This window comes from Variovorax glucosi (assembly GCF_051216695.1).
In the GTDB taxonomy this organism is placed as follows: domain Bacteria; phylum Pseudomonadota; class Gammaproteobacteria; order Burkholderiales; family Burkholderiaceae_C; genus Variovorax.
In genome coordinates this window covers 61,485-74,561 of the sequence record NZ_JBPJZE010000005.1, presented here as the reverse complement: position 1 = coordinate 74,561, position 13,077 = coordinate 61,485, and the positions used below count along the sequence as shown (strand labels likewise).

Here is a 13,077-nt window from a genome sequence, read left to right as displayed (position 1 = left end):
GCTTTTTTGCAGCAATCGAGAAGTGGGGCACGGAGGAACTTTAGTAGCGTGGGAGGGCGCAGGATGCCTTACAAACCTGCCGGGACCTTTTTGGGACGCTGTGCGGCTGTTGAAAGCAGAATAAAACTATGAAGCGACAACGCAGGCAGTTCATACTTCGTCGTCGCCAGGGTAAACGTGCTCGGCGCCAGCCTTGACCCACCGCGCGAACATCGCGTCGCGGTTCTTACGATGCACCTCCGACCTGACTGGGTCCGTGATGTACTGGCACTGATTTTCATCCAGCCCTTTAGCCTCGGCGACTTCCGGCCCCCCATGAACGATGTATCTTGGAATGGCATAGCCGTTTTCATCAACGGAGCCTGGCTTGTACTTTCCACCATTTGCTTTTTTGACCATGCTAGTACCTTGAGCTTGCACGACGTGGGCGCTTGAGCAGGCTGGCGCACCAAATCCTGCTTCACGTGCATTTTGCGGCGAGATTTATCTTGCTGATCAGTCTGCCAGTTTCTGACCCTCGATGAGCATGCGACCCAACGCCCGCAAGACCCCTCCATTCCCCCTGCGACCCCGTAACCCCGTGGGGACGCAGCCTGCGGACCGCGAGTTCGTCGGAATGGCTCATCGGCGGCTCAGTGGTCATCGGCATCCTGGCGGTTGCCACGATCCCCGCGAGGCCCTACGCGCCCTCTTAGGTCGAAGCGAGGCCCACGGCTTCAGGCACGCCAGTGAGCTTACGAACATCTCTTGCGTCCCAACACCGTCGTGACGACAGGGGCTGATTGTCCAACGATCTTCTGCCGTTACTTACTTTTTGCTCTCCTTGAGAGCGGCGTGCTGCTGATCGACGAAGTGCTGCCATGTCATTCCGCTGGCTCTTGCTTTCTCCGCCTCAGAACTAAGCCGTTCATGGTTCTCCAAGAAGAAGTCATATAACTCTTTTGCGGCGACACGGTACTCTTCTGGGGTCGCATTTTTAAGACGCTCTCGCTCACCCTTGTTTGTCTCGATGCATTTGGGGTCGTGCTCCATCTCTGAAATTTGAAGTTCGTCAGCGCAGGCAGTCTCGATCCAGCAGTCGAAGGCACTCATCTTTGCCGAGAAATCGCCATTTAGACGTTTGTAAAGAATGGTGGCAAGCCCTATGACCGGAACTGGCAGCTTAGGTCGAAAATCGATCAAGTCCGCGTCGGGATCCTTGTCGGCATGCTTCAAGAAATTCGCGTAGCTGGACATCGATTTCCACCCCATCGCGCCGATGGTCTCATCGAGCTTCCTGTCAAAGCCGTCGGTTTCTTTGTGCGCGTACAGGTTCAGCAAGACCTTGAAGCTACCGAATGCACGCGCGAAAGCCGAAAGAGAATCGCGGCCTTCAATCCAGAGATCGACGGACGTGTCAATCTGGCGCTGAGCACCTTCGAGCTTGGTAATGGTCGTGGCCATGAAACTCCAACGCGTTATCTACAGCCTCTGAATGAGATAACCTTCCGGCGCCGACTGTAACTTCATCCGGTTCAGAGATGTGCAAGCTGCCGTGGCAACATGGACACATGGTTGTGAAGGGGCTTCCTATGTCGAAGTGTTGGGGTGTGGCGAGGTTCTACGGCATGGGCTCCATGCAGTACCTGCTGGAGTCGGGCCAGTGGCTCAATGACGGCAAGTTCTACGACGGAGCGCCGATTCGCTTGTTCGAGACGTCGGCCGAAGCGGACGCGTTTGGTGAGCAGTTTCCAGCCGACCAGCAACCGCATGGAGTGCAGTTCTTCATCGACGCACACGGGAAGGTCCTCACGGCGCGCGCTGCGCAAGTGAAGACACGGGCATCTGGGAAGATGAAGACGCACTAAGCAGTCAGTCGTGCGGAAAATTTGATCGGCTGCTCTCAGTCTGAAGCAGTCATTGGGTACCTGGAAGCGAGCGAATGCCCTTGGCCGAGAGGAATCTATTCCATTCGACCATGGGCTCTGCTAATCTGAGCTAATTACCATCGGAGCGGACTGCTTCTGAGGCGCCTGTGACAGACGGGGGCGCATCGTGGATGAAGCGAAAGGTCAAATTGAAACGCGAGCCGTCGCAGCGGCGACGTTTGGGCACGGAATGCTCCCAGTGGTGTTGCAGCGCGCCGGACATCAGCAGCACGCTCCCGCGTTTCAGCGGGAGCACCAGCTTCAGCGCGCGGTCGCGTTTATGGCGAAGGAAGAAATCGCGCGTTTCGCCGAAGGTGACCGAGGCGATGCAGGGATCGCGGCCAAGCTCGCGCTCGTCATCCGAATGCCAGCTCATCGAGTCGGCGCCGCCGCGGTACCAGTTCAGCAGCACGCTGTTGAACCGTGCGCCGAAAGCCGTTTCGATGCGCTCCTTGAGGTGTAGCAGGCCCAGGTTCCAGGCGTGAGCTCGCGAACGGATGCCCGAGTATTCGTAATCGCGACCGTCGTCACCGTAGAAGGCAGTGAGCCGCGGAAGCGGGATCGTCCGGCCGTAGAGCCGAATGTGGTCCTGCTGCCAGCGGATGTGGCGGAACTCGATGGAGTCCAAGCCAGCTGCCAAATAGTCCTTCCATCGAGGACTTTGCCAGTCGACGGCGTTGTTCTCCTGGAAATACGCCAGGCAGCAGTCGCTGGTTTTTTGGTCGAAGAATCGTTCGCCGTAGAAGATCTCGCCGTCGGGCAACAGTATCCGGTGGCCCTGCAACGCCGGCTGCCACTGCGCTTGCACGGCTTCGGTTTGTGGCAGGACGAACGACAGTCCCGAATCCAACGGATCGTCAAACAGACTCACTACATTTCTAGTTCCATTACCCGGGGATTGCAGAATTGTTGACGATCTTTGCACGATCGTCCAGTTAAGGCCTGCCATGCGAGACAACGGGCGAGCGGGTGCCTAAGCTTCGTTCCATGCCGACATCCACCACCTTGAAGACGCTGCGCAGCGAACCAGCTGTCGACCAGTTCCAGACGACCTTGATGCGCGCCGAACTCGCCGCCGCGATCGAGCGCGCCACGGTCGTCGACGGCTCTCACGAGACGGCGATTCCGCGTCTCATCCTGGCCCGCGCATCGCAATCGCAGCACCCGGTTCACGGCATGTGCGAGCCGGCGTTCTGCGTGCTGGCGCAGGGCAGCAAGCGCGTGCTGCTCGCGCAGGAGGTCTACATCTACGACAGCAGCCAGTACCTAGTGGCGGCGCAGAACCTGCCGGTGTCGGGGCAGGTGATCGACGCATCGTCCGAGGCACCGTACCTGGGGTTGCGTCTGGGCTTCGACGTCAACGAGATCTCGGCGCTCGCGCTCGAAATGAGTCTCGGCGGCTCTCTTCCTTCGCGGGCGTCGCAACGCGCCATCTACACAGGCGAGTTGTCCGCCCGATTGCTCGATCCGGTACTGCGGCTGGTGCGCCTGCTCGACACGCCGGAAGACATTCCAGCACTCGCGCCGTTGATCGCGCGGGAGATCCTGTACCGCCTGTTGAAGTCGCCGGATGGCTGGCGCCTCGCCCAGATGGCCCTCGTCGACAGCCACAGCCAACGCATCGCGCAAGCCATCGGCTTGCTGACGCTGCGCTGCCACCGTCCGCTGCGCGTCGACGACCTCGCGGCCGAAGTGCACATGAGCGTGTCATCGCTGCACCAGCACTTCAAGGCGGTCACGGCGATGAGCCCGCTCCAGTTTCAAAAGCAGTTGCGGTTGCAGGAGTCGCGTCGAATCATGATCAGCGAGCACGTCGATGCCGCAACGGCCGGTCACCGCGTGGGCTACGAGAGCCAGTCGCAATTCAACCGCGAGTACAGCCGCTTCTTCGGATTCCCGCCTGCGCGCGACATCAAGCGCCTGCGTGAGACGCAACTCGGACGCGTGGGTGCTTGAGCACCACGCGAGATCGCCAATGAAGATCCTTCTGACGACGAACGGCAAATCAATCGCCGCCACGCTTGCAGACACCCAGATCGCCGATGAATTCATCGCGATGCTGCCTTTGACGATCACGATGTACGACTTTCTCGGCAGGGAGAAATTCGGTGCGCTGCCGGTTGGTGTAACGAGCAGCGGAATACAAAGCAGAGCCTATGAGATCGGCGACATCGTGTGCTGGGCACCCGGTCCGGATCTGTCGATTCTGTACCGGCAAGACGGCCGGCCACTCGACGGGGCATGGCATTTTCTCGGCCGGATCGATGAAGCGGCCGAGGCGTTCGGAGAGCCCGGCACGATGGAGGTAACCATCGGGGCGGCACCGAAAGCCGAGGGCCTCGCAACCAGTCTCGAGTGCCGCTCATGCGTGAATGCAGGGCTGCTTGAAACGGCTGCTGCCACCACAGCGAGCTAATGCGAACTGACGTATCGGCCTTGCGGCAGCGGGGGCGGCGCGAAGGCGTGCTTAACTCGCTCGACCTCCACCTGCGGAGGTAGCCCGGCGACATGTGGTCACCGCTCGCTGAGGCGCTGGCTAAGGATCACCGTTTCGTCGTTCCCCGACCTGCGCGGCATGGGCCTGTCGTCCAAGCCCGAAGGCGGCTACGACAAGAAGACCCAAGGCCGCCGACATCCGTGCCGTGCTCGAAAAATTGGCATCGACAAGGCCGACATCGTGGGCCACAACATTGGCACCATAGGTGGCCTATGCATACGCCGCGCGTTATCCCGACCAGACCACCAAGTTGGTCGTGATGGACGCGCCGGTTCCTGGCGTCCCGCCTTCGGAGCAGATCGTGCGCACGCCCCCGCTGTGGCTTTCGGTTTCGGCGGCAAGGACGCGCTGCGCTTGGTAAAGGGCCGCGATCGCATCTACCTCGACCGCTTCTGGAACGTATTCGCCGCCAACCCAACGAAGATTGACGAAGGCACTCGCGCCCACTACGCCAAGCTCTACGCTCAGTCGGGTGCAATGAGGGCAGCGTTCGCGCAGTTCCTGTCGATCCAAAAGGACGCCAAAGACAATGTGAAGTCGGTCAAGACAAGGCTGACCATGCCGGTGCTGGCGATCACAGCGGCGAGGAGTCGTTTGGCGCCAACGAGGCCGCGGTGATGCGCAATGCCGCGACGCAGGTCACCGAACTGGTCGTTCCAGGGTCGGGCCACTGGCAGATGGAAGAGGCGACCGACACGACGGTCAAGGCCGTGCAGGGATTCCTGGCGCCGCTCTGACAGATCGGCTCGTTTGCCGGCAGAGGATGGAATGACAGGTTTGGGGGGTAGTGCGGATACCGCAGGCGACCTCGGCGCAGGGCGAGCCAGTCGAAGGGCGTTGATGGATCTGAAGCAGAACTTTAGCTCGGTATCTTGAGCGTCCTCACTTTGGTAGGTGCTGATCTTCAGAGCGCTCGCAGAGCGCCGATCTGCTGTTTTCATCTATCCGAGATAAACGAAGATTGCTTCTAAAAGAACAGATATCCGGCCTTTGCCATCGGAAGGCGAATCAGCCAAAGCGCCAGCAGATGCGCAGGGTAGTAGAGGTAAAAAAGCCAACGGCAACGCTTTAGCGCGAATGTCCATCGCTGGATGCTAAAAAGCAACGGGAATGCCGCTAACGCCCAGGCATTCCCGTTGAAGATCTGTAGGCTGGCAAGGCAGATTACTCCGAGCGCGAGCCGGCACAACGTTGGTCTTCGCACGTAAAACCATAAAGCGATGCACAAGCCGACTGCCGGCAACCCGAACTCGACTAGGCAACCACCAACACCAATGGTCATGGCCGCAGCAACCGTACTGCCGCCATCAAGAAGCTGGATCACGACTGTTGCCAATAACAACGTGAACATGATGTTGAGTGGGTATACATCTGCAGCGAGTCCGCCGAGCGCCATATAGGCGGGTGTCGCGAGCAGTCCGAAGGCAAGAAGGCGGCTGGCGGTGCGTCTGTACACGCCTCTTTCCAAAGCGTAGGGTCGAGCGAGGTTGTACGCCAGCACTAGCGCGAAAATAGGTGGGGCCGACCGACCAGCGGCGAAAGCTGCTGGGTGGGTTCCGTTGAACAGGTATTTGTTGACATGGTCGACCGTCATCAAAACCAATGCAAGGTACTTCAACGCCTCAAGTGTTCCGTCCGTGAGCACCAGGCTCGGCAGTGCCAAACGCGGTTCTCCATGAGACGTGTTTAAGTCCGTCACCGTATGTATGTTGCGATGGGCTTGGATGTCGCGCCGACGACTCTCGGCGCGATGACAGTGGTTAAAAAAGTCCCTGGAGAGATGTCTTGGGGCATGGGTTCGACGCGTGACCCCGGCCGGCTTCCAACAGTGGAAGCGCCCGAGTTCACAACGCTGCCGACGTCGCATCAGAAGTCGGAAAGCGTGCGCTCAGCCAGGCTCCCCATCTCGCCGCCCTTCGCATCAGCTGCGATCTATACACCGCGTTGTGGGTGGGCGTGCGGGAGTGGTAGTTTGCTGCCCGTGTCCACAAGTCGCCACGATCGTTGCGCAGGTGGCTTCGAAGACGCCAGGACGCCAGCTCATACGAGTAGCACCCTGGTGCCGCTACGTCGGCTGGTGTGATGCCAAAGCGTGCTAGGTCGGTGGCCAGGTAGGCAGTATTAAACTGCATCGCACCGACGTCGTGCGTGCCGTTGCTGTTGCGCACCCACTGGCCGGGCTTGCCGCCTTCTTGTTCAGCGACAGCCAAGATCAGGTTGGCTGGCACGTCATAGCGGGCGGCAGCGACGATCGAGCACACAACACGCTCGTGCAGATGGGGAGGGAGATCGAGCGGCATCGAAGCTCAGTAGCCAGACTGAGAAGGGAGAACAGACTGCAATCCCAAGGTTGCAGCCGCCTGGTCTTTCGCAGCCTTGTCCTCAGATGCGATCTGAGCGAGCCACTGGCTCTGCGCCTGCTCCCATCGAGCCGCTTCGATCCAGTAGCCTCCACGATCAGGAATGCCGATGTAGCGTATGGCGAGTGAGGCGTGGTCAACGTACGCATTCTGCGTGTAACTCCGGCACGCGGCTGGCAATTCATTGCTGATGGCAATGCGTGAAGATCCATCGTTCGCGCTCTGCAAGCCCTGCAGTGCCGCATTCAGTGCGGTCGCGTCACATGCTCCCGCGCCAGCGCCCATGGCTGATACAAGCGAAGCCATCTGGGGCGACTGGTTCGAAGCCGGGCACAGTTTGAGAAAGTTGACGCGCTCGCGCAGCGTATCGCCAGGCTTCCGAAAACGGATGCTGAAGTACCGCTGCAGCGAGGGCGCGCATTCGTTAGGACGCTGACCGGTTGCCAAACAGAGCACGGCTTCGCAGGCGAGACGGTGGTCGCCGGTGAGGAATTCTTGGGCCTGACTGGGCGCGGCTACGGCGGTCAGGGCCACGCCAAGGGTCAAGGTGGCGACGAGCTTCATCGAGCGGATTCTTTCAAGCGGAGGTGCGGTTGGCGAAAGCAGAGATCTCGGCGTCCGCATCGATGCTTGTTTCAGGATCGTTGAACGCGGAGAGGCTGTCGCCTGTGAATGCTGGCGGCATCGGACTTGAGGCCAGACCAGTGGCCATGAAAGCGCGAGCTGCCTGGGCCTTGCCGGCGACAGTCTGGGAGTTGTGGATGTCTGCCTTGTTCCGGCGTTCGGCCGCAGCGCTTCCCGGCGAGCGAATTTCTGCGGCGACCTTTCCACCGGCCGTCTGTGCGACCTGGTATCTGACCGAGTCCATCATGCTGCCTGCTTTGCCTGCGGCCACAGCTGCAATGCCCGCACCCAAAGCGCCTAGTGCAGATCGGCCGGACGTACTCGGCGCAGTTGAGCGATTTTCTGCTGCGGGTACGAAAACGCCACCGGTTATTGCGCCATTGGACCTAGCGCTGGCGTTGCCGCTCCCGCCGTGAAAGTTACCGCTGCCTTGCGTGGTCTGTGCACTCGTTGGTATGTCATCGCTTGCAAAGCTTGAAGGCGTGGTGAAGGACGCGGCACCGGTGCTGCCCGTGTCGCCCATGGCAGTGCCAAACGGCGTGGTGGTTCCTGGACTGGCGTTGGCACTGTCAGCTACGCCACCTCCGCCACCAGAACCTGACATATTTGGCATTCCAGCAACGCCTGTGTCCTTATCCGATCCTTCGCCACCTTGCTGTATCGCGGCGTTGACGGCCGATCCCCAGCCTGCGGCACTTGTGGCGCTTGATGCCACTGCCGCAACGGCGCCCGCTGCGGCTGCACCAGCCATTGCGGCTGCGGCGACGAGTGTGCCCGCTCCAGCGCCGCCCATGCCCGCCGCGCCGCCCACGCTTGCCCCTGTGATGATCCCGGCAATCAATGATGGAATCTTGTTAACGAGATAAAGAAGCATGCCGGCTACCACTAGGATGACAGCAAGATCCTTAAGTGTCGTGTCCCCCATCTTCAGGTAGTACTCATTCAGCACCGCTTGACCAATGCCGACGAGAAGTGTCATCCCCATCAAAGAAGCGGCGATACCGAGCACTGTCTTGTAGTAATTAATCGCAATCTCGGAGGTCCACCGAGCGCCACCAAAGCCAAGAAAGAAAATGCCTGCATACGCGAGGATCCAACCGGACACGAGCAGAACAACCATGTTGATGGCGACCAATGCAAGCATTCCAAGAATGAGGATGGCGATGATTGCGCCGATGGCCGTATCTACAGGTTCCCAAAGTGACGAGTTGTCGATCACGCTGGAAAAAACTTTGAATCCCACGTCCACGATCCCGGAGGGCGATAGTCCAGGCACGCCCGCCGCATCGCCGGCGAGTTGCTTGAGTGAACCCATGATCGATGTCGCAATGGCTGGCGCGTTGCTCAACAAGAAAAAGAAGAATCCGGTGAAGATTACGTAGCGCAGCAGCTCGGCAAACAACTCGCCGATGTCCGCTTTGCGCAGCGCCATGAGCCCAAAAGTCCAAACCATACTGGTCAGGGCAAGAGACCAAAACAGGCGGGTGGCTGCAGCTGTAATTGCACCGCTCCAACTAACTGCCTGTGCCTGATATCTGGCGGTTACGTTGTCCAGTACACCTGCGCTATCGAGGCCGGCATGAGCGCTGGCGGAGATAAGCACTGCAAACATCAGCACCGGCACAACCGTTTGTCGGAGTTTCGACATTCTTGTCACCATGACTTGGTGGGGCTGGGGGTGTAAGAGCCGCGACGGGCACATTTAGAACCGAACTCGCGACGGATAGCGTCCGTCACCGGCATTGCTTGAATTGCGGCGTCAGAGCAATTTGTGTCGTTGACTTCGGGCGTGGAATAGGTCGTTGGCGCCACAGGTGTATCTGATTTGCCACAGCCGGCGAGACCAGCTGCAAATAAGGTTGCCAAAACCAAGGTGAGTGAGGAGTGCTGACGATTCATTTAGGTCACCAAGTTTTCATCTTGCTGTCGTTGTAAGTACCGCTGCGTGCTCGCGAGCTACCTGCTGCACGCAAAGCATCTGCGTCGGCAAGAGCCTGAGCCCGCGTAGCCGCCGCGTTTTGCTGAGCGATCAACAGCGCTCGAATCTGCAGCAATTGATTGGACTGCGAGCTGGCCAGCTGGTTGGCATAACCCAAGGCCTGCATCTGTCCCGTGGCATCTCGTGCACCCACTTGGAGTTGTTGCAAAGTCCGGGCATCGCTTTGCAATGCGTCCTGCTGCTTATCCAGCCCTCTGAACAGCGCATCGTTCGCCTTCTTTTGCGACTCCGACTGATAGGTTTGCTGGTTTGCGAGCAATGCCCGGCGGACCACGTCGCTGCAGTTGCCGCCGCCGTTGAAGCACGGTGAGTTCTTGTAGTAGTTGATGTCCTGGAACTTGCCCAGGTAAGCATCGAGGCTGCCGAGCTGGCGCTTGTAGAAATTCAGTGTGTCGATACTGCTGCGAAGCGAATTCATCGTTGACTGCGCCTGATCCCAAATCTGGAGCGGCGGCGAGGCCGTGTTCTGCACCATATTCTGGTACTGCTGCATCTGCAGCTGGTACTGCTGAAGCTGGGCGGTGTATTGCTCGACCTGCTTGGACGTCTGCATGACGTTCTCCATCGCAGTGGTCGTCGTCTGGACGATGTTGGCAACGTCGATGGTTGGAATGCCGGCGTGGCTGGACACCGTCGTGCCGATCAGCATGGCTGCTGCCACTATCGACCGCACGGACACCAGATACGGGGGAGATTTAAATGAGATCATGGGTCTCATCGGGTTAATAGTCGAACGACGCATAGGGTTTGGGGAAGGTGAGGTCCTTGACGACAATCACGTTGAACCGGAAGCCGGGGCGGATCTGAAGCGTCGGTGCGATATTCAGGTTCTTCGAGATCATTTGGGCTGTGGCCTGACCAAGCTGCTGTCCAAGCGCTTCGCTTAGTGCACTGCCTGCCGTCGGCGCGCTCGACGTGCCGGTCACAGCATTACGGCTTTGGCTGAACGTTGCGCCTGCGACCACACCCGACATCAGCAGCGCGGAGCCGAAGACCCGTGCGTAGTGGTTGTCCACCTGATCGTTGAAGCCTGCGTATCCCGCCCCGTCCCCGCCAGGCATGGAGCCGAGATCCAAGGCCTTGCCGTCCGGAAAAACAATCCGCTGCCACGCGACCAGCACGCGCGACTGCCCGTAGGCCACGTTGCTCGAGTACGCACCGACGAGCCGCGAACCCTGGGGCACCAATTTGAATTTGCCACTCGCTGTGTCATACACATCCTGGGAGACCTGGGCCACGATCTGCCCGGGCAGGTCCGAGTTGATGCCAGAGATCAACGTGGCTGGAATGACGAATCCTGCGCGCAATTCGTAGGAACTGCGCGGCGCCTGGACGTCGGTCTCTAAGCGCCAGCGATCGCCGCTCGAGCCGCTGAACTGGCTCATGTCGTTCGGGCGCCCGGCCGCTGCGAGAAGTGGAGAGGCCGTGCTACTGCTGGCGCCTCCACTGCCGTCAGACGGCACCAAACCCGCCGCCTGCAGCTGCGCGACGCGGGCGCGATATGCCGCAGTGGGGTCGCCCGCCAATGCCGCACTGGCCTGTTGCTGGGCCGCCGCCATCCGGGCCATCGCATCGCCGCGGGTTGCTGGGGCTGGCAACGACGCGAACGAACCCTGTGACGAAGGGGCACTGCGCGCCGCTTCGACCTGTACTGTCGTTCGCGCCCGCACGGCTTCTTCTAGGCGCGCAAGCTTGGCCTGGGCAATGCGCTCGGCGACTTCGTCGCGCTCAGGCGGCCGGGGCATTTCGGCGGGAGCGGGCAGGGAGCCCAAGGACGAAGTTGGAACGCCAGCTACCGAATCTTCCGGTATCAACAGTGGCGCCGGCGGCCGTGCGGTGACCACACCATCACGGCGATCACCAATGATGTCGCGCGCTGAGCGGGAAGAATCACCCCCACCTTTTTCGGCGGCCTTCACAGGTGTCTCGCGTTGCTTTGCTGCGCGGTCGGATGCCACCATGACCATGACGATGAGAAAGACCGCCATGGCGCCGATGACGAGAAACAGCGGCACGTTGTTCACGCGGCGCACGCCTGATGACGACTTGATTCGAGTGGGTGAGGTGTCGGGCGACATAGGGTCGGTTTGGGCCATCGACGTCACTCTTTCCGAACCCAGGCGCCGGCGGCGTAGGGGGTTCCGTTCTGGACCAGGTAAGGGCGGCTCAAGCGCTGGTTACCGATTGCCAGGGTCAGTCGGTACAGATCGCCAGCGCCTGACCGATCCAGCAGGTAGTGCATTTCCAGCCCGTCCGTACCGGCCGAATTGGCTGCGGTGTTGATCAGGCTGCCTGCGCTGACCTCCATCAACGCAAAACCTTTCTCCCGAAGTCCCGCCACTAAGGCAGTGCCGAAAGCATCCAGGGTTGGCTGCGTCAAGTTGAACCGCGTACTGGCTGGCGGGTAGAGCGCAACCAGTTGTTTGATGGCATCACCGGCGACCTTCTGGTCGAATGCTTCCGAAGCGGCAGCGTGGTTGCCGTAAAGCTTTACATCAGGCACTGTCACGCAGCCTGTCAGTGCGAACCCCATGCTGCAAACAACTGCGGCTGCAGCCTTGGACATATGAGGGATGAGCAAATACCTGCCCATGTCACTTGCCTCGCTGGATCGTTATGCGATCCTGGCTCGAGCCCACACCTGCGATCAAGATTGCTTTGTCGAACACCGCATCGACGATAAACCGATCGCCCTGGACCCGGTAATTCACCAGCGTTGTCTCTTCCTCGGTGAACACACCGCCGTCCTTGCGCACCACCAGAAGCGACGGCGCTTCGGTCTGAGCCATGGCCGCCGGCATCTGGATGATGGTCTTGCGCCCGTCGTTGTAGACGCGCACCGGCTTCCAGCGCGTCTCGCCACTCACCGTGTAGTCGAAGCTCAAGTCACCCAAGTATTCCCCGGTCTGTGGAATTGTGGCTTCCTTACGCTCCTTGACCTCGCGGCTGCGCAGCGCCTCCCACTTGGCCGATGCGTCCTCGGGGTATGAGAACGCCACGCGCGGCATGAACTGGGTCCGGTGCGAGCGCAGCAGAAAGTGGTAAGTGCGACGGTTGGTCGTCACAACCAGGGAAGTCTCCAGTCCCACATCCTGCGGTTTGATGATCAGGTGCTGCACCTCGGTCGCGCCGCTGCCCGTCAATGCAGGCTCAACCAGCCAGCGCGCCGAGTCGCCCAGATTGATCGAATTGACCTGTTCGCCAGGCTGAAGTTCGACGTCGCAGACCTGCAGGACCGCGCACACGATGCTCGGCTGCGTGGTGCCAAATGCAAAGCGGATCGTGCCGTCCCCGCCCGCCGTGGGCATAAGGCCGGTGGACCCGCCGTCCTGCCAGCGCTTGGCGATGGCCAACGCGGCTTTCTCGCGTTTGGTCAGCACCGGGTTAGGGCTGGAGAAGTATTGATCGGCCGGCAGATCGCTGCGCGATGTGGGCGCGCGGCTGCTACCAGCGCCGGCGTTTGGAGTGCCCTCACTGGGTGGCATTGCCACGTTGATGCGCATCGCGGTCGGAACCGACGCGACGCCCGGCACGGCCGTCAGCACGGCACCCGACGTGTTGTTGCTTGCGAGTACAGGAATTACGACCGAACGCCCAGGTGGCGTCGGAGGCGGAAGATCGCCCGGTGCAGCAAAGACGGCGGCGGGCATCAGGGCGAACAGGAGGTTTGGAATAAGTTGTTTCATAGAG

16 protein-coding genes are annotated in these 13,077 nt (G+C 60.2%); 4 read left to right on the top strand and 12 right to left on the bottom strand.

Features of this window, described 5'->3' with window-relative positions; translation table 11 throughout:
• Nucleotides 1–150: 150 nt before the first annotated feature.
• Complete coding sequence (locus ACSFA3_RS21185) at nt 151–399, bottom strand: hypothetical protein (RefSeq protein WP_435507478.1); 249 nt, start codon at nt 397–399, stop codon at nt 151–153.
• A gap of 408 nt (nt 400–807) precedes the next feature.
• Complete coding sequence (locus tag ACSFA3_RS21180; protein WP_435507477.1) at nt 808–1,443, bottom strand: hypothetical protein; 636 nt, start codon at nt 1,441–1,443, stop codon at nt 808–810.
• A gap of 173 nt (nt 1,444–1,616) precedes the next feature.
• On the opposite strand from ACSFA3_RS21180, the gene ACSFA3_RS21175 reads away from it, so the two are divergent.
• Nucleotides 1,617–1,847 (top strand): hypothetical protein, encoded by a 231-nt coding sequence (locus ACSFA3_RS21175; RefSeq protein WP_435507476.1) that lies wholly within the window; start codon nt 1,617–1,619, stop codon nt 1,845–1,847.
• A gap of 130 nt (nt 1,848–1,977) precedes the next feature.
• On the opposite strand, the gene ACSFA3_RS21170 is transcribed toward ACSFA3_RS21175, so the two are convergent.
• Nucleotides 1,978–2,778: an alpha-ketoglutarate-dependent dioxygenase AlkB family protein gene (locus tag ACSFA3_RS21170; protein WP_435507475.1), complete on the bottom strand. Its 801-nt coding sequence runs from the start codon at nt 2,776–2,778 to the stop codon at nt 1,978–1,980.
• Nucleotides 2,779–2,894: 116 nt separating this feature from the next.
• Here ACSFA3_RS21170 and ACSFA3_RS21165 point away from each other — a divergent pair, with 116 nt between their 5' ends.
• The 3 genes from ACSFA3_RS21165 to ACSFA3_RS21155 all read left to right on the top strand — a co-directional run bounded on the left by ACSFA3_RS21165 (nt 2,895) and on the right by ACSFA3_RS21155 (nt 5,022).
• Nucleotides 2,895–3,863 (top strand): AraC family transcriptional regulator, encoded by a 969-nt coding sequence (locus ACSFA3_RS21165; RefSeq protein ID WP_435507474.1) that lies wholly within the window; start codon nt 2,895–2,897, stop codon nt 3,861–3,863.
• 19 nt (nt 3,864–3,882) lie between these two features.
• Nucleotides 3,883–4,323, top strand: a complete 441-nt coding sequence (locus ACSFA3_RS21160; RefSeq protein WP_435507473.1) for a cyclophilin-like fold protein — start codon at nt 3,883–3,885, stop codon at nt 4,321–4,323.
• A 159-nt stretch (nt 4,324–4,482) separates the two neighbouring features.
• On the top strand, nt 4,483–5,022 hold the full coding sequence (locus ACSFA3_RS21155) for a hypothetical protein (protein WP_435507472.1): 540 nt from the start codon (nt 4,483–4,485) through the stop codon (nt 5,020–5,022).
• 349 nt (nt 5,023–5,371) lie between these two features.
• Here the strand turns inward: ACSFA3_RS21155 and ACSFA3_RS21150 are convergent, their stop codons facing one another.
• The 9 genes from ACSFA3_RS21150 to trbG form a co-directional block, all read right to left on the bottom strand.
• Nucleotides 5,372–6,067, bottom strand: coding sequence for a TraX family protein (locus tag ACSFA3_RS21150; protein ID WP_435507471.1), 696 nt, complete (start codon nt 6,065–6,067; stop codon nt 5,372–5,374).
• 181 nt (nt 6,068–6,248) lie between these two features.
• Nucleotides 6,249–6,704 carry a transglycosylase SLT domain-containing protein gene (locus ACSFA3_RS21145; protein WP_435507470.1) on the bottom strand — a complete coding sequence of 152 codons (456 nt, stop codon included), beginning with the start codon at nt 6,702–6,704 and terminating at the stop codon, nt 6,249–6,251.
• Nucleotides 6,705–6,710: 6 nt separating this feature from the next.
• Entirely contained in the window at nt 6,711–7,328 is a 618-nt protein-coding gene (locus ACSFA3_RS21140; protein ID WP_435507469.1) for a TrbM/KikA/MpfK family conjugal transfer protein, read from the bottom strand.
• A 13-nt stretch (nt 7,329–7,341) separates the two neighbouring features.
• Nucleotides 7,342–9,036, bottom strand: coding sequence for a P-type conjugative transfer protein TrbL (gene trbL, locus ACSFA3_RS21135; protein WP_435507468.1), 1,695 nt, complete (start codon nt 9,034–9,036; stop codon nt 7,342–7,344).
• A gap of 5 nt (nt 9,037–9,041) precedes the next feature.
• Nucleotides 9,042–9,287 carry an entry exclusion lipoprotein TrbK gene (gene trbK, locus ACSFA3_RS21130; RefSeq protein ID WP_435507467.1) on the bottom strand — a complete coding sequence of 82 codons (246 nt, stop codon included), beginning with the start codon at nt 9,285–9,287 and terminating at the stop codon, nt 9,042–9,044.
• 5 nt (nt 9,288–9,292) lie between these two features.
• Nucleotides 9,293–10,096, bottom strand: a complete 804-nt coding sequence (gene trbJ / locus ACSFA3_RS21125) for a P-type conjugative transfer protein TrbJ (RefSeq protein WP_435507466.1) — start codon at nt 10,094–10,096, stop codon at nt 9,293–9,295.
• A gap of 13 nt (nt 10,097–10,109) precedes the next feature.
• Entirely contained in the window at nt 10,110–11,483 is a 1,374-nt protein-coding gene (locus ACSFA3_RS21120; protein ID WP_435507465.1) for a TrbI/VirB10 family protein, read from the bottom strand.
• A 5-nt stretch (nt 11,484–11,488) separates the two neighbouring features.
• Complete coding sequence (locus ACSFA3_RS21115; protein WP_435507464.1) at nt 11,489–11,953, bottom strand: conjugal transfer protein TrbH; 465 nt, start codon at nt 11,951–11,953, stop codon at nt 11,489–11,491.
• A gap of 28 nt (nt 11,954–11,981) precedes the next feature.
• Entirely contained in the window at nt 11,982–13,073 is a 1,092-nt protein-coding gene (gene trbG / locus ACSFA3_RS21110) for a P-type conjugative transfer protein TrbG (RefSeq protein WP_435507463.1), read from the bottom strand.
• Between the last annotated feature and the right edge of the window lie 4 nt (nt 13,074–13,077).

Coding starts and splice junctions, on each gene's coding strand:
- ACSFA3_RS21185 (WP_435507478.1), bottom strand. CDS start 399: ATGGTCAAAAAAGCAAATGGTGGAAAGTACAAGCCAGGCTCCGTTGAT.
- ACSFA3_RS21180 (WP_435507477.1), bottom strand. CDS start 1,443: ATGGCCACGACCATTACCAAGCTCGAAGGTGCTCAGCGCCAGATTGAC.
- ACSFA3_RS21175 (WP_435507476.1), top strand. CDS start 1,617: ATGCAGTACCTGCTGGAGTCGGGCCAGTGGCTCAATGACGGCAAGTTC.
- ACSFA3_RS21165 (WP_435507474.1), top strand. CDS start 2,895: ATGCCGACATCCACCACCTTGAAGACGCTGCGCAGCGAACCAGCTGTC.
- ACSFA3_RS21160 (WP_435507473.1), top strand. CDS start 3,883: ATGAAGATCCTTCTGACGACGAACGGCAAATCAATCGCCGCCACGCTT.
- ACSFA3_RS21155 (WP_435507472.1), top strand. CDS start 4,483: ATGGGCCTGTCGTCCAAGCCCGAAGGCGGCTACGACAAGAAGACCCAA.
- ACSFA3_RS21145 (WP_435507470.1), bottom strand. CDS start 6,704: ATGCCGCTCGATCTCCCTCCCCATCTGCACGAGCGTGTTGTGTGCTCG.
- ACSFA3_RS21140 (WP_435507469.1), bottom strand. CDS start 7,328: ATGAAGCTCGTCGCCACCTTGACCCTTGGCGTGGCCCTGACCGCCGTA.
- trbL (WP_435507468.1), bottom strand. CDS start 9,036: ATGTCGAAACTCCGACAAACGGTTGTGCCGGTGCTGATGTTTGCAGTG.
- trbK (WP_435507467.1), bottom strand. CDS start 9,287: ATGAATCGTCAGCACTCCTCACTCACCTTGGTTTTGGCAACCTTATTT.
- trbJ (WP_435507466.1), bottom strand. CDS start 10,096: ATGATCTCATTTAAATCTCCCCCGTATCTGGTGTCCGTGCGGTCGATA.
- ACSFA3_RS21120 (WP_435507465.1), bottom strand. CDS start 11,483: ATGGCCCAAACCGACCCTATGTCGCCCGACACCTCACCCACTCGAATC.
- ACSFA3_RS21115 (WP_435507464.1), bottom strand. CDS start 11,953: ATGTCCAAGGCTGCAGCCGCAGTTGTTTGCAGCATGGGGTTCGCACTG.
- trbG (WP_435507463.1), bottom strand. CDS start 13,073: ATGAAACAACTTATTCCAAACCTCCTGTTCGCCCTGATGCCCGCCGCC.